The sequence below is a fragment of the Brucella pseudogrignonensis genome (assembly GCF_031454375.1).
Taxonomy (GTDB): Bacteria; Pseudomonadota; Alphaproteobacteria; order Rhizobiales; family Rhizobiaceae; genus Brucella; species Brucella pseudogrignonensis_A.
Window position 1 is genome coordinate 1,445,130 of the sequence record NZ_JAVDQT010000001.1, and the last position, 19,230, is coordinate 1,464,359.

Sequence of the window (19,230 nt, forward strand, 5' to 3'; positions counted from 1 at the left end):
CGAAATTATAGGATCGCATCTATATAAGAAATCGATGAAATGGCACCTCTTCGGCATAGCACTTACTGCTTGTTGGCTTTTTGGCACCCCTTCCACCAACGCGCAGACCACGCTTAAAGCTCCGTCCTTTTTTAACGAGAAGGAACGACTGGCTTTGCCCGCTTTAAACGGGCTGAACAGACTACGCTTCGTCACAACACTTGATTTCCCACCTTTCAACACAGTCAATGATGCCGGGCAGCTTTCAGGTTATAATGTCGATCTCGCGAGAGCGCTCTGCAGCCAAATGAGATTAAGTGACATTTGCCAGATCGAGGCAGTGCCATGGAGTGAACTCGAAGCCAAGCTGGAAAGCGGTGAAGCGGAAGCCATTATCGCGGGCGTGGGCATCAGCGAAACGAACCGCGAAAAATTCCTATTCACCCGCCCATATATGCGCCTGCCTGCACGTTTTATGACGAAGACGGCAAACACATTCGCGGATCCGGCAGCAGTTGCAACCAAAAACAAGAATATTGGCGTCATCGCCAACAGCGCACACGAGCAGCTCCTCAAAGCTTATTTTCCAGCAACCACGGCGCAGACCTATCCCGACAGAGCCAGTCTGCTGACTGGATTAAAAACCGACCAGGTTACCGCCATTTTTGACGATGGAATGGCCCTATCGTCTTGGCTCGAAAGTGAAGAGGCCAATAATTGCTGCTCGTTCACTGATGGGCCTTATCTTGCGCCGCAGTTTCTTGGCCAAGGAATGAGCATAGCCGTTGCACCAAAAGATACGGCTTTGGCCAGCGCATTTAATAATGCACTTCAATCACTGCAACAGCAGGGCAAGCTTACGGAACTTTATCTGCGATATTTTCCAAATAGCTTCTACTAATAGACTCCAGGGTATATTTCCAAAAGGCTCACGCAGCATCAAGCCCGCCATTAATCACGCACGTGGCGTCGTCACGGCGCCAACAATTTTGTGCCATTTTGTCGCACCTAAGTGCGCAACCTCATCTGAATTTTCAGTGATTATTGAAAATACCGATTATTCGATACTTACAGTACATAAGTAAAATTATTTGAAATCAAAATATTGAATGGAGATTCTTTGATTTATACGGGGCTATCAAGCGCATAATTCCGTAAATTCCGTGTCGCTTTTATCATATTTTCTCAATAAATCCAGATATTTATTTGCACTTGCAGATTCTTTCTTTTGATCGATAATAAAAATCAGGGATAAGGAGGAATAATTCATGTACCAAGGCATCAGTACTCATTGGCACAAAGCTCCTGCACAGACACAGCGCTCGCCGAACGAAGCAACTTATGTATTCTTCGGTATCTTTTTGGCTTGCCTGACAGTTCCTGCGGCAATCATTCTTTGGGCAATTGCGCAAAGCGTGATGACGCATTTCTGAGGCGCCACTTGAAGGTGTAAAGCTTTTGCTGGCTTGCATTCTGTTTTATGAAAGCCGCGTGAAAAATTTCACTCGGCTAGAATTTTGGGGCCGATTTAACAATTCATCGCCAACTGAGTGGTTTATCAGCCAATCTGAAGTGACAGGGTTCTCCTAACCGATAGCATTCGATGACTATGGGTGCGGAAGCTGTGGCAAGTGTTATTTAATGTTATGTGCGAACCATATGACATGAACCGCATTTCGAGCGCTGAACGCTATGCCTTGGATTTTGAAATATTTCTTCAATAAAAAAGCCCCGCTGCATAAGCGGGGCTTTTTTGTTCAGGTATCGTCCCGGTGGTGAACTGAGCAGCCCACCGGGATTAGTTTTAATGGGCAGAGCCGCTTCCATCGCCCGGCGCTGCTGGTGCAGGCGCTGGTGCCACAGCCGTATCGTCAGGACGCGTTTTGGGCGGCTTACGAGCAATGAGGCTGTAGAACATTGGAATGAAGAAGGTTGCAATAAAGGTTGCAGCCAACATACCACCGATAACGCCCGTACCAATCGAGTGACGGCTTGCCGAACCCGCACCCGAGCTGATTGCCAGCGGAACCACACCGAGGATGAACGCCAGCGACGTCATCACAATTGGGCGGAAGCGCAGGCGTGCAGCCTCGGCAGCGGCCTCAATGGCCGATTTGCCCTCTTCTCGTTGCAACACGGCAAATTCCACAATCAGAATCGCGTTCTTCGCCGCAAGGCCTATCAGCGTCACCATACCAATCTGGAAGTAAACGTCGTTGGTAAGACCACGCAGATCGGTTGCCAGAAGCGCACCGAAGATAGCGAATGGAACAGCCGTGATAACTGCCAGCGGAAGGCTCCAGCGTTCATACTGGGCAGCAAGGATCAGGAACACCATTATCAGACCGAAGATCATAGCCTGCGTGCCACTGCCGCTTGTCGAGACTTCCTGATAGGCGGAACCCGTCCAGGCAATCTGGAAGCCCTGCGGAAGCACTTCCGTAGCCACAGCCTGCATCGCCTTAATGGCGTCGCCCGATGTGTAACCCGGAGCCGGATTACCCGTAACCTTGGCTGCGTTAAACGCGTTGAAGCGTTCAAGCTGATCAGGACCGACGATACGCTTCACCGTTACCAGCGCGCTCAGCGGGATCATGCTGCCTGAATCGGCGCGCACAAACACATGCTTGAGATCGCTTGGGTCACGGCGGAACTCAGCTTCCGACTGCAAGTTGACCTGATAGTTACGGCCATAGAGAGTGAAGTCGTTGACATAAACGCTACCGAAAGTCGCCTGCATGGCGGTGAACACCGAATTGATCGGCACACCCATCGCCTTGGCCTTCTGACGGTCAAGCTGAATGTCATATTGCGGCACATTCGGATCAAACGTCGTACGAACACCGGCAAGCTCTGGACGCTTGGCAGCGGCCTCGACCAGAAGGTTCGTCGCATCGGTCAGCGACTGAACGCCACCGCCTGTACGATCCTGAACATAAAGCTCAAAACCGCCGGTCGTGCTGAGACCCAGAATTGGTGGCGGATTGAATGCCAGAACCAGACCATCCTGAATACCCGCATTCATGCCCATGATTGCACCGGGAAGATTACGCGCATCGACGTCAGGCGTTGTGCGTTCTTTCCAGTCCTTGAGCATGATAAACATCGTGCCTGCACTGGTTTTCAAACCACCCGAAAGAAGATCGAAGCCAGCGACTTCAAACACGCTTTCGATAGCAGGATGCTTGCGGATATTTTCACTGGCTTCATGCAGAACCGCACTTGTGCGCTCCAGCGATGCAGCCGGCGGCAGGATAGCCACGCTGAAGAGGAACCCCTGATCTTCATCAGGAAGCAGCGAACCCGGCACTTTCTGGAAAAGATAATAGGTGCCGCCCAGAATACCTGCGAAAATCAGCAGACCGATTGCAGCGCGTTTCAGGAAGAAGCGAACGCCAGCGGTATATCCGTTCGTCAACCGATCAAAGAAGCGGTTGAAGATGCGGAATGGCAGCATTGGCTCATGATGGCCAGGCTTGAGGATCAGCGCGCAAAGTGCGGGCGTCAATGTCAAAGCCACGACACCGGAGATCGTCACCGAAATCGCAATCGTAACAGCGAACTGCTTATACATTTCGCCGACCAGACCGCCCATGAAGGCGACCGGAATAAACACGGCGCAAAGCACGAGAACAATCGCGATAACCGGGCCTGTCACTTCGCTCATTGCCTTGATGGCAGCTTCGCGCGGAGGCAGTTTTTCGGTCGTCATGATACGTTCGACGTTTTCCAGCACCACGATGGCGTCATCGACCACGATACCAATCGCCAGAACCAGACCGAACAATGTCAGCAGGTTGATGGAGAAGCCAAGCACATACATGCCCGCGAATGTACCAATGATCGAGATCGGAACCGCGATGACCGGAATAAGCGTTGCACGCCAGTTCTGGAGGAAGATGAAGACCACCAAGACAACGAGGATAATCGCCTCGATGAAAGTGTGGATCACTTCTTCCACCGAGACCTTAATGAACTTGGTGGTGTCGAAAGGAATGGAATAATCAATGCCTTCAGGGAAGCTGGTCTTCAGTTCCGCCATGCGGCTCTGGATCAGTTCCATCGTGTTGAGCGCGTTTGCGCCCGGCTGAAGGTAGATCGCAATCGGAACAGCAGGCGTGCCATTGAGCACACTGTCAACCAGATAGCTTTCTGTGCCGAGTTCCACACGCGCAACGTCTTTCAGAAGAAGCGTCGCCGCATTCTTATCTGAACGAAGGATGATGTTTTCAAACGCCGTCGCATCCGGCAGACGACCCTGTGTGGTCGCCGTATAGGTGAACGGGCCTGCCTGCGGATCAGGCTGATCGCCAAAGCGACCGGCCGCGAACTGCGCGTTCTGTTCCTGAATAGCCGTCTGCACATCTGATGGTGTCAGATTATACTGTGCCAGCTTGTCAGGGCGCAGCCAAACGCGCATCGAATATTCGATATTACCAAGCAACTGAACATCGCCCACGCCGGACAGACGCTTGAGATCGTCAATGACGTTCAGAAGCGCATAGTTACCAACATAGGTACGATCATAACGGTCGGTGGTCGAGAACATCGCCACCATGCCGAGGATGGTGCTGGAACGCTTATCGACGGTGACGCCGAGACGCTGCACTTCCTGCGGCAGAGACGAGGTTGCACGCTGCACACGGTTGTTGACGTTGATCGTAGCCTGATCCGGGTCAGTACCCAGAGCAAAGGTCACGGTCAGCTGCATGGTGCCGCTGCCAAGGCTCGAGGACTGCATATAAAGCATGTTCTCGACGCCATTGATCTGCTGCTCAAGAGGAGCCGCAACGGTCTGTGTTACTGTTTCAGCACTGGCACCCGGATAGGTCGCGCTAACGACAACCTGCGGCGGCGTCAGCTCGGGATACTGCGCGACCGGCAGAATCCGCATGGCAATGAGGCCTGCCAGCACGATGACGATGGAGATGACCGCCGCAAAGACCGGACGATCGACGAAGAACTTATTCATTGCTTGTCTGCCGCCTGTTCTTTACCGGCCTCTGCTCCAGCTGCATTTTCGGCTTTCGCCTCAACCGGCTGCACCGTCTTACCCGGAGCCGCCTTGATCACGCCTTCGGTGATGATGCGGTCGCCGGCCTGTAAGCCTTCGCTGATCAGCCATGCATCGGTGAGCTCGCGCGCGATCTTGATCGGACGAACTTCTGCAACATTGTCCTTGTTGACAACATAGACGAACTGGCCCTGCGGGCTCTGCATCAGGGCTGCTTTTGGAACCAGAATGGCGTCGTCGATGGTAACACCCAGAATAGCCGCACGAACGAACTGGCCCGGGATCAGACGCTGATCCGGATTGTCAACGACAGCGCGAGCACCAAGCGTTCCGGTTTCGGTATCGAGCGAGGAAGACGTAAAGTCGATGGTGCCTTCCTTGTCATAGGCCTGACCGTCACCGAACAGGATTTTGATACGAAGACGATCGGCGTCCTGTCCCGTCGCGCCACGTGCTTCGCGCAGCTTGCGAATTTCAGCAGCTTCCGAATCCGTGAACGAGAAGTTTACGTAAACCGGGTCGATCTGGGTGATCGAGGTTAGCAGGCTCGACGTTGCATCGGTGCCAATCAAGCTGCCTTCGGAAACCTGCTCAAGGCTCGTGATGCCGCTGATCGGTGCCGTAACCTTGGTATAGCTGAGGTTGAGTTCTGCTGTACGCAACGACGCCTTGGCAGCCGCAACAGCGGCCTTGTTGAGGTCGCGGGTTGCCAATGCAGTATCGCGGACTGCCGCGCTCTGCACCTTCTGCTGCACCAGCTGTTCAGCGCGCTCTGCATCGCGGATCGACTGCTGATACGTCGCTTCGGCCTGCGCGACCTGAGCCTGCGCACGCGCAACTTCTGCTTCATAAACTGCCGGATCAATCTCGAACAGCAGGTCGCCAGCTTTGACTTCCGTACCTTCTACGAAATTACGATGCAGAAGAATGCCACCAACACGGGCGCGCACCTGAACATCACGGAATGCGCTGACGCGCGCCGCATATTCATAAGGCACTTCCACATTTTCGACTTTAATCTCGGTGACGGTAACTGGCGGCGGCGGTGGCGTAGCACCTCCCGGTGCCTGCGCGAGAGCAGATTGCCCCGCTAGAATGAAAAATGCGGCACTCGCCGCAAAAATCCGGATGGAACTGGTCATGGTCATAGTGGGAGCTGCCCTTGATGTCGCACGGTGCGGCCGAATAAACATACACGAATGTTTGTAAATACGAATTACCGTGTTATAGTCAATCACCTAATGTTACGTATCACGAATGAGTTACCCTGTTTGTGAACGAAAAATCCGTTTTATCCTGACCTTTGGCTCACGATGGGAATGCTAAGAGAACCGGAATGCGAAGGACGAAGGCCGAGGCCGCAGAAACACGCGATGCTATTCTGAGAGCCGCCGAGCAGGTATTTCTGGACCGCGGACTAACCCAATCGACTCTGATGCAAATCGCATGCCAGGCAGGCGTAACCCGCGGTGCGATCTATTTCCATTTTCAAGATAAACTCGACATATTTCAAGCAATTCTGAACCGCACATGCTTTCCGCATGAAGAAATTATGCGCCATGCTGCGGAATGCGACCACCCTAACCCGCTTTATGTTCTTGAGCAATCAATCCTGACGGCACTTGGGCATTTTATAACCAATGAGCGACAGCAGAATGTTTTCACAATTATTCACCAGCGTTGCGAATATGTTGGCGAAATAGCACCCGTTGTCGATCATCTTCGCGAAGCACGTGGAAATGTATTGTCGCTTTTTTCCGGTCTGCTTGAAGTTGCGGAACGCCGTGACGAGCTTTCCAAAGAGTGGACGGCCATCTCTGCTGCACAAATTTTGCTCGCAGTGCTGGGCGGTTTGCTGAATGAATGGCTTCGCAGCGAGCGAGACTTTGATCTTGTGGGTGATGGCGGAAAAGCGATTAAAACGATGATCCAGTCCATGCGCCGCATCAGCTGACATTTGCCTGCTACACACATCGCTTACTTTCAAGAATGTATGCCTATTCGAAACACGTATCTTGGTCCGAAAACCGCTTCGCACTTTCCGCGATGCGTTATGTATTGAATTTTTAATTTACGCTTACGTCAATGTAACTCTTGCGATTAAGACGAAAGTCGACCACATTCACTATTGAGGAGCACCTGACCTGCATTCAAGGACGGGTCGTATTGGGAGAAGGGTGGCGGCTTGCTGCTCAAACATTGGACGGAGCAATCCGGGGAGAAGGCATGGCAAAAAAAGCGACCGAAGCAAAACCCACGTCGAGCAAGGCAACCAACACTGCGGCTTTACCAGACAAGATCTGGCTGAAATCTTATCCAAAAAGCGTTCCGCATGAGATTGATCTCAGCAAAACCACTTCCATTGGCGACATGATCTCAAATGCGTGCCGCCAGTTTGCCGAGAAGCCAGCCTTTACCTGTATGGGCAAAGACTTGTCCTACAAAGAACTGGATGAAAACTCGCGCGCACTCGCTGCATGGCTGCAATCACGTGGGCTGGTCAAGGGTGACCGCGTTGCGATCATGATGCCGAACATTCTGCAATATCCGGTGGCAATTGCCGCGATCCTGCGTGCTGGATTTGTAGTCGTGAATGTGAACCCGCTCTACACACCGCGCGAGTTGCAGCATCAGTTGAACGATTCAGGCGCGCAGGCTCTCATCGTTTTGGAGAACTTTGCCGCGACTGTGCAGAAATCTCTCGCCTCCATCCATGTGCCGAACATCATTATCGCCTCGATGGGCGATATGCATGGTTTGAAAGGCCACATCATCAATCTGGTGGTACGCAAGGTCAAAAAGCTAGTACCGGAGTGGAATATTCCGGGTCATGTGCGCTTTAAAGATGCGCTATCTCAAGGCCGTGGAAAATCATTCAATCCAGTTCCTGTTGACAGCTCTGATCTCGCTTTTCTGCAATATACTGGCGGCACGACCGGCGTTTCCAAAGGCGCAATGTTGAGCCATAAAAACATTCTGGCCAATGTCGAGCAAATGCAGTTCTGGATGGATGTTGCATTCCAGAACAAAGGCAAACCGAAGGAACTCAACTTCGTCTGCGCCCTGCCGCTGTATCATATTTTCGCGCTTACCGTGAATGCGATGATCGGCCTGAAACTTGGCGCACGCAACATTCTCATTCCAAACCCACGCGATATTCCGGCCTTTGTCAAAGAGCTACAGAAATATCCATTCCATATTTTCCCGGGCCTTAACACGCTGTTCAACGCGCTGATGAACAACGAGGATTTCAAAGCCCTGAACTTCAAGCCACTGGTGCTGACGCTTGGCGGCGGCATGGCCGTGCAGCGACCAATTGCCGAACGCTGGCAGCAAATGACGGGTTGCCACATTACCGAAGGCTACGGCCTCTCCGAAACATCGCCCGTCGCATCTGCCAATGCGCTTGATGCAACGGAGTTTAGCGGCACCATCGGCTTGCCAATGCCTTCAACTGACATTGCTATTCGCGATGACGATGGCAAGGATTTGCCACTCGGCGATGTCGGCGAAATCTGCGTGCGTGGCCCACAGGTCATGATGGGCTACTGGAACCGACCCGATGAAACCGAGCGCGCTATTATGGCCGACGGTTTCTTCCGCACCGGCGATATGGGCTTTATGGATGAAGGTGGCTTCACCAAGATTGTGGACCGCAAGAAGGACATGATCCTTGTTTCCGGCTTTAACGTCTATCCGAATGAAATTGAGGAAGTCGCAGCCGAACATCCGGGCATCGTAGAATCAGCAGCAGTCGGCGTGCCAAATGAACATTCCGGCGAAGTGGTAAAGCTCTACGTCGTACGCCGTGATCCAAACCTGACGGAAGAAGACGTCAAATCCTTCTGTGCACAGCGCCTCACCAATTATAAGCGCCCGCGTGAAGTGGAATTCCGCGACGCCTTGCCGAAAACCAATGTCGGCAAAATCTTGCGCCGTGAGTTGCGTGACTAAAATGGAAAAGGCCCTTTTATCTCTAACAGGGCCTTTTCATTTTACCTGAATAAGTCTGGCAGATCTGCGATGGAATTGAGCACCACATCGGCATGCGGTTCCAGCGCTTCGCGTGGGCTGTTTCCGGACAGAACGCCAACGCCGAGACCGGCTTTTGCAACCTGTGCTGTTTCAAGATCATGCAGATTATCGCCCACCATGGCGATCGCGCCCGGCTCAAGACCGACCTTTTGCGCAAAATAAAGCAGCGGATCAGCATAGGGCTTCGGGCGCGCGGCTGTGTCATAACCGATCACCACATCAAAGAAGTGATCAATGCCCAGCGCCTTTGCAGTCGCGTGCGCGCCTGCCTCGGAATCATTGGTGGCGATACCCAATATAAAACCCATAGCGCGCAGGGTTTCCAATGTTTCCCGCAGACCTTCAATCGCCACCGCAGAACGCGCGCCTTCAGCCACCGTATAGCTATCAAATTCGGCTATTTTGGCTTTGAAGCCCGCCGCATCAATATCCGGGTGCCAGAGTTGCACAATGTCTTCGACCGTTCCGGCAGCAATCACCGAATTGGCGCGAAAGCGCTTTTCCTGCCAGTCATAGCCGCCCGCATCAAGCAGCGAACGCGCGCGATGCTCATCGCCATTGGCGGTGCGCTGCGCAAGGTTCCACGACACGGCAAACCATGTGCGATCGAAATCAATCAGCGTGCCATCCTTGTCGAACAGGATGGCACGGATCGCTTTTAGTTTCTCAGGAGCAGGCAATGCACTCATGCTTCTAACGCGCCGGAACGCTTCTTAACTGCCGATGGCTTTGGGCCCAGCAGTTTAAGCAGATCATCGCCGCGGCGCACATAGCGCAACGTGCGGCGGGTCAGAATACGCCCCGCCTGCGGTGCGGTCAGCGTGATGTCGCCTTCAGGCTCACCCGGCTTGGTGACGACAGTAACAAGCTTTGCACCGGCTTCGACAATGTCGCCCGGAGCGACATGATAAAGCACCATGCCACCTTCCGGCGCACGCAGCATTTCCACATTTTCAAGCGGCGTGATGAGGCCCTTATAATCGAGATCAAGCTTCACGCTTTCATCGCGGATCACACCACGATGAACGAGGAACTTATAAAGACCTTCCGCATCACCCTTGCCCATATCGGCATAGACATCGCTCAAGCCACGGAATTCAACTGTGGTGACGGCACGGCGCTTCATATTGCGCTTGTCGGCAGGCAATTGCAGAACCGGATGCGCGCAGGCTTCTTCGAAAGCTGCGTCTGCTGTCGTGTCCCAAGCGAGGATCGCGGTTGAGCCAAGTGCCACGGCCAGATCCTTCATGTCGTCCACGAATTCCTTAGCGATATAGACGTAGTTTTCGCTTTCATCGTCGCAGTGAAGATCAAGCACGATGTCATTGGCAAGAGCCATCTTCAAAAGCGTAGCCTTCAAGCGCTGTGCAAGTGCAACAGGTGCATCAGGGCCGGGCAATTCAGACGTGTCGAAATCTGGCAGAAGCGGGAAAGCGCGGTTGAAATTGACCGCAGAGAAAAACTCAAAACGACCAAGATGCTGATGTGCCTGCCACTGGTTCGATCCAATCGGATTAGCCTGTGGGATAACGGTGATGTTGCCGAGAATGCGGCCTTCATCGGATGCTTTTTTTAGCATAGGCACGAGAAAATGCAGAGCGGCCTGCCCCGGCAGTTCACCGCCATGCAGTGACGATTGCAGATAGGCGGTTGGCGCATCGCTGTCTTTGCCTGCAAAGCGCAACACACGCAGTTCAATGGCGTTACCCGGTACATCGCCGGCAAACTCGATAATCTCGGTCTTCATTTCTCATCCCAGTTAATGCGCACAAAAAAAGCCGGGCAGAGCGCCCGGCTTGCCTTATTGATTTGCCTTAATATCAGGCTTTGCGGCGTGCATGCAAATGCGCAACGAGACCAACTGTCGAAGCGTCTTTGCCTTCAGCAGATTCGGCACCCGAAACAACCGGCAGAAGCTCGGTTGCGAGTTCCTTGCCAAGCTCCACGCCCCACTGGTCAAACGCATTGATGCCGAAAATCTGCGCTTCAACGAACACGCGATGTTCGTAAAGAGCGATCAGGCGGCCGAATGCAAACGGGTCCAGCTTGTCATGAACCAGTGTCAGCGATGGGCGGTTGCCCGAGAACACGCGATGCGGTGCAATGCGCTCAACTTCGCTTTCAGGCAGATTCTTAGACTGAAGCTGCGCGCGGGCTTCATCCAGTGTGCGGCCCTTCATCAGCGCTTCCGACTGGGCAAGGCAGTTGGCGAGCAGCATTTCATGCTGATGATCGAGGTGCTTTTCATGGCCTTTTGCCGCAACGATGAATTCGAGCGGAATGGTATCGGTGCCCTGATGCAGCAGCTGGAAGAAAGCATGCTGACCATTGGTGCCGGGTTCGCCCCAGACAACTGGACCGGTTGGACCGGACACAGGCTTGCCATCTACCGTCACGCTCTTGCCGTTTGATTCCATATCAAGCTGCTGGAGATAGGCTGGAACGCGCGCCAGACGCTGATCATAAGGAATAACCGCACGGCTGGAATAATCGCAGATTGCGCGGTGCCAATAGCCGATCAGACCGAGCCAGATTGGCAAGTTCTTTTCGAGTGGTGCATCGCGGAAATGCACATCCATTGAATGCGCGCCCGCAAGGAACTTGCGGAAATTATCGGCACCAATCGCGATCATCACTGGCAGGCCAATCGCCGACCAGACCGAATAGCGACCGCCAACCCAATCCCAGAAACCAAAGACGCGCTCTTCGCCGATGCCGAATGCTGCAACCTTATCGAGAGCGGTCGAGACGGCAGCAAAATGTGCACCAACCGCATCTTCGCCCAGCGCATCCGCAATCCATTTGCGCGCGGTCTGCGCGTTGGTCATGGTCTCAATAGTGGTGAAGGTCTTCGACGCAACGATGATGAGCGTGGTTGCCGGATCAAGCGCATTCAGCGTGTCGGCAATATGGGCACCATCAATGTTCGATACATAATGCGCGCGTGGGCCGTCATGGTAAGGCGAAAGCGCAATCGTTGCCATGACCGGGCCGAGATCGGAGCCGCCGATGCCAATATTGACGATGTCGGTGATCTTCTTGCCAGTCGCACCCTTGATGGAACCGGAACGGATGCCATCCGAAAACGCAGCCATACGGTCGAGCACTTCCTTCACGTCTGGCAGGACGTTATGGCCATCGACCAGCACTTCCTTCGACGTGGTGTCACGAAGCGCAACATGAAGCACAGCGCGGTCTTCAGTGTTGTTGATGTGCGCACCTGCAAACATAGCAGCGCGGCGACCTTCAACATCAGCGGCTTGTGCAAGCTCGGTCAGAAGCGCAACTGTCTCATCATTGACGCGGGCTTTCGACCAGTCAAACAGCAGATCGTCAAGCGACAGCGAAAAGCGCTCAAAACGGCCCGGATCGGCTTTAAATGCTGCACGCATGTCTTTTGGTGCAGCGTCCGACCAATGCTTTTTCAGCTTGGCAACCGTTGCTTCAAGCTTCGCCGTATCTCTTGCCATGATGGTACTCCAGTCAATCAAATCGATTTAATTGTCTTCATAGAGCATTTTAGTGGAGAAATGCATCCGTTAAATTACAGAAATTTTCCATTTTGATGCTGTTAGATATAAGCATGGGCATCAATTTAGGTTGATCAGGAGAAGTGTAAAGCATGGACCTCACCGGAGAAGAGAGAATTAGCGCACCCCGGCAGGCCGTGTGGGATGCGCTTAACGACATAGAAACCCTGAAAAACTGCATTCCCGGATGCGAGGATCTGGAACGAATTTCAGACACGGAAATCCGCGCAGCACTCAAAGTCAGCCTTGGTATTATCAAGGTTCGCTTTCATGGAATGCTCGAACTCTCCAACATGAACCCGCCTGCATCCTATACGATTTCCGGACGTGGTGAGGGGTCAATTGCGGGTTTCGCTCATGGCGATACGGATGTGACACTGACCGAAGACGGTCACGAGACAATTCTCAGCTATGCGATCAATGGCGATGCAGGCGGCAAGATCGCGCAGCTCGGCTCGAAACTGCTTGGCTCAGTGGCGCGCAAGATTGCGGATCGCTTTTTTGCTAATATCGGTGCTGCGGCAGCACAAAAAGCGGCAGATAATGCCGCTGCAAAAACGGCATAATTTCATTCCAAGATGGTATGGGAGGAGACGCGAAAGAGGTTTCGCTTTTCACTCCTATCAGATAGTCGGTAATCCAGCAGCATAATGAAGGCCTATCGGCATGAAACCCAGAGACGTCGCCACTTATATTTTTCTTGCTATAGCATGGGGGCTTTCGTTCCTCGTGGTGTTGCGCGTCGTCGAAGCCTTTGGCTGGGTGGGTGCCGTCGCCTTCCGCTCGTTCATCGCAGCGGGAACATTGTTTGCAATCGCCAAGCTCTCCGGACGCAGCCTTGATTTTCATGCGGGCTGGAAGCCGTTTGCGATTGTTGGCGCGACCACCGTTGCGGGCCAGTTGATCGGCCTCTCCTATGGTACGCCACTGATTGGCACTGCAATGGCTGCGATCTGCGTTGCATCTATTCCACTTTTCTCGATGGTTATCAGCCAGTTATGGGGCCTCGAGCGCATCACCTCACGCGGACTGGTTGGACTGCTGCTTGGTGTGACGGGTATCGTGCTTCTGGTCGGCTTCCCTGCTGTGGCCGTAACGCCTGAATTTATCATGGGCTGCATTGCCGTAATGTTCTCATGCTTTTCCGCAGCCTTCGGCAGCAATTACGCAAGCCGCCGTCTGTCAACCACCGGCTCGTGGGAAACCACTATTGGCGCGTTCGTTTTCGGCGGCATTCTGACGCTGCCGCTGATCTTCGCCATTCCTGTACCAACAACACCGGGACTGGTTGATTTCATCTATCTGTTGGTTTCAGCCTGCGTGATGAGCGCACTTACCTATGTGCTTTATTTCAAACTGGTGGGAAATGTCGGACCGACAAAGGCTATCAGCGTCGAATTTGCGGTCACCGTGATTGCGGTTCTGGTGGGTGCTGTATTCCTGAAAGAACAGCTCTCCTTCATCCAGTTTATCGGCGCTGCCGTGATCATTGCAGGCTGCGCACTGGTGCTAAGCTCGCGTCCATCGCTGCCAAAGGAAGCTGAAGCTTTCCCTAGTGCTGAGATAGATGAAACGTCTGACAACAATATTATCAAGTCCGAGACCATCTGATTTTATACTCCCATCAAGTTTCAAAGGCCCGTGCTTCTAAAGCCGGGCCTTTCGCTATTTCTGGTGTCTAAAAGTCATAAATTGACCAGATGATAAAAAATTTGACCTTCCGTGAAAATCTGTCATCCTGTCTGTAACGGGCACCACGCGACGGCAAAGATCGCAGCCCGGAACAGAGTTCAAGGTGCGCAAAGGGAACCCGCGCCTTAACAAGCAAAAATGGGAGATGCGATCGATGAGATCAGCAGAGAATTCGCCTATTGATGCAATTGATAATCCGGGACACGCGAACGGGCCTGATATTCACGGCTCGCGGCTGGAAAAGGCCGACTATGCGCATGTTTTTGATGATCTGCATCCACCGCTGAACAAGCATGAAGCCCTCGTTGAATCCGACCGTTGCTATTATTGCTATGATGCGCCCTGCATGAATGCATGTCCGACGAGCATCGATATTCCGCGTTTCATTCGCCAGATTAATACCGGCAACGCAATCGGTGCGGCCAAGACCATTCTCTCAGAAAATATTCTGGGCGGCATGTGCGCCCGCGTCTGTCCGACCGAAACGCTCTGCGAAGAAGTCTGTGTGCGCGAAACGTCTGAAGGCAAACCCGTCAAGATTGGTGAATTGCAGCGTTATGCGACCGATGTTCTGATGGAAACCGGCAATCATCCATTCAAGCGTGCACCTGAAACCGGCAAGCACATCGCTATTGTTGGCGCGGGTCCAGCGGGTCTTTCTGCGGCGCACCGCCTTGCAATGCATGGACATCAGGTGACAATTTTTGAGGCGCGGTCCAAGGGCGGCGGTCTCAATGAATATGGTATTGCCGCCTACAAGACGGTCAATAATTTCGCACAGCGCGAACTGGAATTCGTGCTGAAAATCAGCGCGATCCATATCGAATATAACCAGACGCTCGGTCAGGACATCACCATTGAAGCCTTAAAAGCGGGCTTTGATGCCGTGTTCCTCGGCATGGGCATGCCGGGTGTCAATGGTCTTGGTCTTTCGGGCGAAGACGCGCCCAATGTGATTGATGCTGTGGACTACATCGCCAATCTACGTCAGGCAAAAGACCTCGCGTCTCTGCCTGTTGGCCGTAATGTTGTGGTTATCGGTGGCGGCATGACCGCAGTGGACGTTGCCATCCAGACCAAGAAGCTCGGTGCTGAAAACGTGACTATCGTTTATCGTCGCGGTCAGGAAAGCATGAATGCCAGCGCCTATGAGCAGGAATTGGCGCAGATTCATGGCGTAGTGATCCGTCACTGGTTGCAGCCACACGCGCTTGAACGAAGCGAAGACGGCACGGTCAACGCCATTGTATTTGAATATACCAATGCCGATAGCGGCAAGCTTTCCGGCACCGGCGAATATCTCATTCTTGAAGCCGATCAGGTTTTCAAGGCAATCGGTCAGAAGTTTGAACCGGAACCCATTTCAGGGGCTGGCATCGGGCTTTCCAAAGGACGCATCAGCGTCGATGACGAGCGTCGCACATCCGTTGAGGGCATATGGGCGGGGGGCGACTGCGTTGCAGGTGGACAGGATCTGACCGTTGCATCTGTGGAAGACGGCAAGGTAGCCGCCGAATCTATCCATGCGACGCTGACGAAACGTCCCGAAGCCGTTGAAGGCTTTGCCGATGCGGTGCTTTCGGGCGGTGCACTTCATGCGCCAACCCCGTCTACTTACCGCGACCGCAGCGTGCCTTTGGGCCAGGAACAGGGCTGAGGAGAGTAAACATGGCTGATCTTTCAACGAACTTCCTCGGCATTAAATCTCCAAACCCATTCTGGCTGGCTTCGGCTCCGCCGACCGACAAGGCGTACAATGTCGAGCGGGCTTTCAAGGCTGGCTGGGGTGGCGTGGTCTGGAAAACGCTGGGTTCCGAAGGCCCGCCGGTGGTCAATGTTAATGGTCCGCGCTATGGCGCGATCCATGGTGCTGACCGGCGCTTGCTTGGTCTTAACAATATCGAGCTTATCACCGACCGTCCGCTCGAAGTGAACTTGCGCGAAATGAAAGAAGTGAAGATGCGTTGGCCCGACCGCGCATTGATCGCTTCGATCATGGTGCCGTGCGAAGAAGAAGCATGGAAAGCCATTCTGCCACTGGTGGAAGAAACCGGCGCTGACGGCATTGAGCTCAACTTTGGCTGTCCGCACGGTATGAGCGAACGTGGCATGGGGGCGGCTGTCGGTCAGGTGCCGGAATATGTCGGCATGGTCGTGAAATGGTGCAAGCAATATAGCCGTATGCCGGTGATCACTAAGCTGACGCCAAACATCACTGACATTCGCAAGCCTGCACGCGGCGCAAAGGCCAATGGCACCGACGCAGTATCGCTGATCAACACGATCAATTCTATTGTGTCTGTCGACTTGGACAGCATGTCGCCGGTTCCATCCATTGATGGACGCGGCAGCCATGGCGGTTACTGCGGTCCCGCAGTGAAGCCGATTGCACTCAACATGGTGGCGGAAATTGCACGCGACCCGGAAACCTATGGTCTGCCGATTTCAGGCATTGGCGGCATCACCACATGGCGCGATGCGGCCGAATTTATCGCGCTTGGTTGTGGCACCGTTCAGGTCTGTACGGCTGCGATGACATATGGCTTTAAGGTCGTTGAGGAAATGATCGACGGTCTTTCCGACTGGATGGACAGTAAGGGCTATCAGACGCTTGATGATTTCCGCGGCATGGCTGTGGGGCATGTCAGCGACTGGCAGTATCTCAACCTCAACTATGTCACCAAAGCGCGGATTGATCAGGATTCCTGCATCAAGTGCGGTCGTTGCCATATTGCCTGTGAAGATACTTCGCATCAGGCAATCACCAATCTTGTGAATGGTGCGCGGCACTTTGAGGTGATCGACGAGGAATGCGTTGGCTGCAATCTTTGCGTCAATGTCTGCCCGGTCGAGGATTGCATCACCATGGAGCAAATCGGCGATTTCGATCCACGCACCAAGGCACCGATCCCGGCGCAATATGCCAACTGGACGACCCATCCGAACAATCCGATGGCCGTGAAAGAGGCTGCGGAATAGAGCGCATCCCGAAAAGTGGGAACCGGTTTTCGGGATGCGCGTAGAAAAAATGTCAAAAACGCCGGGCAAAAGCCCGGCGTTTTTCATTTCAGATAAGCGATTTAGCGGCTGACGCGTTTACCTTTTTCCGGCTCGAACACATGACTGGTTGCCGGATCAATAGCAATGGTCAGCACATCGCCCGGACGCACGGTCAGACGCTCGCGGAACAGGCAGGTAATCGGCTGATCGCCAAGCTTGCCCATCACCATGATTTCCGAACCTGTTGGCTCGACAATATCAACTGTGACCGGAACGCCCTGCTCAGCAATCTTCATATGCTCAGGGCGCATGCCATAAACAGCCTTGCCCGAAAGGCTTGAATAGTCGCCTTCCGGCAGCGCCATGCGGAAGCCACCGTCAGCGACAAACGAGCCTTCTTCGATCTTGCCATTGACGAAATTCATCGATGGCGAACCGATGAAGCCCGCGACAAACATATTGGCCGGACGATCATAAAGATCGAGCGGCGCACCGATCTGCTCCACCAGACCATCGCGCATGACGACGATCTTGTCGGCCATGGTCATGGCTTCGATCTGATCGTGGGTCACGTAGATCGTGGTGGTCTTCAGACGCTGATGCAGACCCTTGATCTCGCCACGCATCTGCACACGGAGTTTAGCATCGAGGTTGGAGAGCGGCTCATCGAACAAAAACACCTGCGGATCGCGGACAATCGCACGACCCATGGCCACACGCTGGCGCTGACCACCGGAAAGCTGACGCGGAAAGCGGTCAAGCAGCTTGTTCAGGCCAAGAATTTCTGCCGCACGATTGACGCGGCTGTCGCGTTCTTCCTTCGGCGCGTTCTTCAGCATGAGCGCGAAGCCCATATTGTCAGCCACCGTCATATGCGGATAAAGCGCATAATTCTGGAACACCATGGCAATATCGCGCTCTTTTGCGCGCAGATCATTGACCACGCGTGGACCGATGGCGATTTCGCCGTCGCTGATTTCCTCAAGCCCTGCGATCATGCGCAAAAGCGTTGACTTGCCGCAACCCGATGGGCCGACCAGCACGACAAACTCGCCGTCCTGAATATCCACTGACACGCCATGCAGAACGCCAACATTGCCATATTTCTTGATTGCATTTCGGATGGATACAGATGCCATCTTAAACCTCAATTCTTATTTGACGGCGCCTGCTGTCAGACCTGCAACGATCTGGCGCTGTGCGAAAACGGTGAGCAACAGGACCGGCAATGTGACCACGAGGGCTGCGGCTGCAAGCGGACCCCAGCTGACCTGTTCAAAGGACAGCATGTTGTAAACTGCGACCGGCAGGGTGCGTGTCTCGCGGCTTGCAAGCACGATGCCGAAAACGAAATTGTTCCACGAGAAGATCACCGCAAGGATGAGCGACACCACAACGCCGGGCTTGGCAATCGGAAGCGCTACCTTCATAAACACCTGCAACGAGGATGCACCATCGATAATAGCGGCCTCTTCAAGCTCCATAGGCGTCGTCTCGAAATAGCCGATCATGATCCAGATCACGATTGGAACAGTCACAACCAGATGGATGATGATCTGCGGCCAGAGCGTACCGAGCAGTCCGAGCGTTTGGAACAGCAGGAACAACGGGATCAGATAGGACAGGCCGGGCGTCATACGCGCAATCATGATGACGATTGCAGACTTGTTGGCGCGCAGACGGGCGATGCCGTACCCCGCCGGAACACCAACCAGCAGTGCCAGCAAAGTGGCGGTTCCGGTGACCAGAATACTGTTCCAGAAATAGAGCAGGAAGTCGTTGGTCTCAAAAATCCCGGTATAGTTCGACCACGCGATGCGGTCGGGGATCAGGATTGGCGGATAAGCGCCGTTGTCGATTTCATATTTCAACGAAAGCGACAGCATCCAGACGAAGAAGAAGATTGCGGGCGACACGATCACAAAAACCATGAGTGCCGTGCCAAGCTTGGAAAGAATTGACTTGCGTGCCATGGTCGGT

At 53.6% G+C, this 19,230-nt stretch carries 15 protein-coding genes; 8 read left to right on the plus strand and 7 right to left on the minus strand.

The genetic code is table 11. The features are described from left to right. The first annotated feature begins 34 nt into the window (after nucleotides 1-34). Nucleotides 35-880, plus strand: coding sequence for a transporter substrate-binding domain-containing protein (locus J2782_RS07295; RefSeq protein WP_310010929.1), 846 nt, complete (start codon nucleotides 35-37; stop codon nucleotides 878-880). A gap of 367 nt (nucleotides 881-1,247) precedes the next feature. Further along, entirely contained in the window at nucleotides 1,248-1,412 is a 165-nt protein-coding gene (locus J2782_RS07300; protein ID WP_310010930.1) for a hypothetical protein, read from the plus strand. A gap of 371 nt (nucleotides 1,413-1,783) precedes the next feature. Here the strand turns inward: J2782_RS07300 and J2782_RS07305 are convergent, their stop codons facing one another. Both J2782_RS07305 and J2782_RS07310 read right to left on the minus strand, forming a co-directional pair. Continuing rightward, nucleotides 1,784-4,951, minus strand: a complete 3,168-nt coding sequence (locus J2782_RS07305) for an efflux RND transporter permease subunit (protein WP_310010931.1) — start codon at nucleotides 4,949-4,951, stop codon at nucleotides 1,784-1,786. Beyond that, nucleotides 4,948-6,141, minus strand: a complete 1,194-nt coding sequence (locus J2782_RS07310) for an efflux RND transporter periplasmic adaptor subunit (protein WP_310010932.1) — start codon at nucleotides 6,139-6,141, stop codon at nucleotides 4,948-4,950. Before J2782_RS07310 ends, J2782_RS07305 begins: the two co-directional genes overlap by 4 nt. Nucleotides 6,142-6,329: 188 nt before the next feature. On the opposite strand from J2782_RS07310, the gene J2782_RS07315 reads away from it, so the two are divergent. Together J2782_RS07315 and J2782_RS07320 are read left to right on the plus strand one after the other, a co-directional pair. Continuing rightward, nucleotides 6,330-6,947 carry a TetR family transcriptional regulator gene (locus tag J2782_RS07315; RefSeq protein ID WP_310010933.1) on the plus strand — a complete coding sequence of 206 codons (618 nt, stop codon included), beginning with the start codon at nucleotides 6,330-6,332 and terminating at the stop codon, nucleotides 6,945-6,947. Between the two features lie 272 nt (nucleotides 6,948-7,219). After that, entirely contained in the window at nucleotides 7,220-8,947 is a 1,728-nt protein-coding gene (locus J2782_RS07320) for a long-chain fatty acid--CoA ligase (protein ID WP_310010934.1), read from the plus strand. Nucleotides 8,948-8,988: 41 nt separating this feature from the next. On the opposite strand, the gene J2782_RS07325 is transcribed toward J2782_RS07320, so the two are convergent. From J2782_RS07325 to pgi, 3 genes are all read right to left on the minus strand, one after another. Then, a complete protein-coding gene (locus J2782_RS07325; protein WP_310010935.1) occupies nucleotides 8,989-9,717 on the minus strand; it encodes an HAD family hydrolase in 729 nt (242 codons plus the stop codon). Next, nucleotides 9,714-10,775 (minus strand): M14 family metallopeptidase, encoded by a 1,062-nt coding sequence (locus J2782_RS07330; RefSeq protein WP_310010936.1) that lies wholly within the window; start codon nucleotides 10,773-10,775, stop codon nucleotides 9,714-9,716. Before J2782_RS07330 ends, J2782_RS07325 begins: the two co-directional genes overlap by 4 nt. Nucleotides 10,776-10,848: 73 nt before the next feature. Continuing rightward, nucleotides 10,849-12,498, minus strand: a complete 1,650-nt coding sequence (gene pgi / locus J2782_RS07335) for a glucose-6-phosphate isomerase (RefSeq protein ID WP_310010937.1) — start codon at nucleotides 12,496-12,498, stop codon at nucleotides 10,849-10,851. Nucleotides 12,499-12,650: 152 nt separating this feature from the next. Here pgi and J2782_RS07340 point away from each other — a divergent pair, with 152 nt between their 5' ends. The 4 genes from J2782_RS07340 (at nucleotide 12,651) to preA (ending at nucleotide 17,229) form a co-directional block, all read left to right on the plus strand. Continuing rightward, nucleotides 12,651-13,124 (plus strand): SRPBCC family protein, encoded by a 474-nt coding sequence (locus J2782_RS07340; RefSeq protein ID WP_310010938.1) that lies wholly within the window; start codon nucleotides 12,651-12,653, stop codon nucleotides 13,122-13,124. Nucleotides 13,125-13,224: 100 nt separating this feature from the next. Further along, nucleotides 13,225-14,169: a DMT family transporter gene (locus J2782_RS07345; RefSeq protein ID WP_310010939.1), complete on the plus strand. Its 945-nt coding sequence runs from the start codon at nucleotides 13,225-13,227 to the stop codon at nucleotides 14,167-14,169. 226 nt (nucleotides 14,170-14,395) lie between these two features. Then, entirely contained in the window at nucleotides 14,396-15,907 is a 1,512-nt protein-coding gene (locus J2782_RS07350) for an NAD(P)-dependent oxidoreductase (protein ID WP_310010940.1), read from the plus strand. Between the two features lie 11 nt (nucleotides 15,908-15,918). Beyond that, entirely contained in the window at nucleotides 15,919-17,229 is a 1,311-nt protein-coding gene (gene preA, locus J2782_RS07355; RefSeq protein WP_007873474.1) for an NAD-dependent dihydropyrimidine dehydrogenase subunit PreA, read from the plus strand. Between the two features lie 101 nt (nucleotides 17,230-17,330). Here preA and J2782_RS07360 read toward each other — a convergent pair whose 3' ends face one another. Together J2782_RS07360 and J2782_RS07365 are read right to left on the minus strand one after the other, a co-directional pair. After that, entirely contained in the window at nucleotides 17,331-18,389 is a 1,059-nt protein-coding gene (locus J2782_RS07360) for an ABC transporter ATP-binding protein (protein WP_310010942.1), read from the minus strand. A 15-nt stretch (nucleotides 18,390-18,404) separates the two neighbouring features. Continuing rightward, nucleotides 18,405-19,223, minus strand: coding sequence for a carbohydrate ABC transporter permease (locus J2782_RS07365; RefSeq protein WP_250039997.1), 819 nt, complete (start codon nucleotides 19,221-19,223; stop codon nucleotides 18,405-18,407). Nucleotides 19,224-19,230 lie beyond the last annotated feature (7 nt).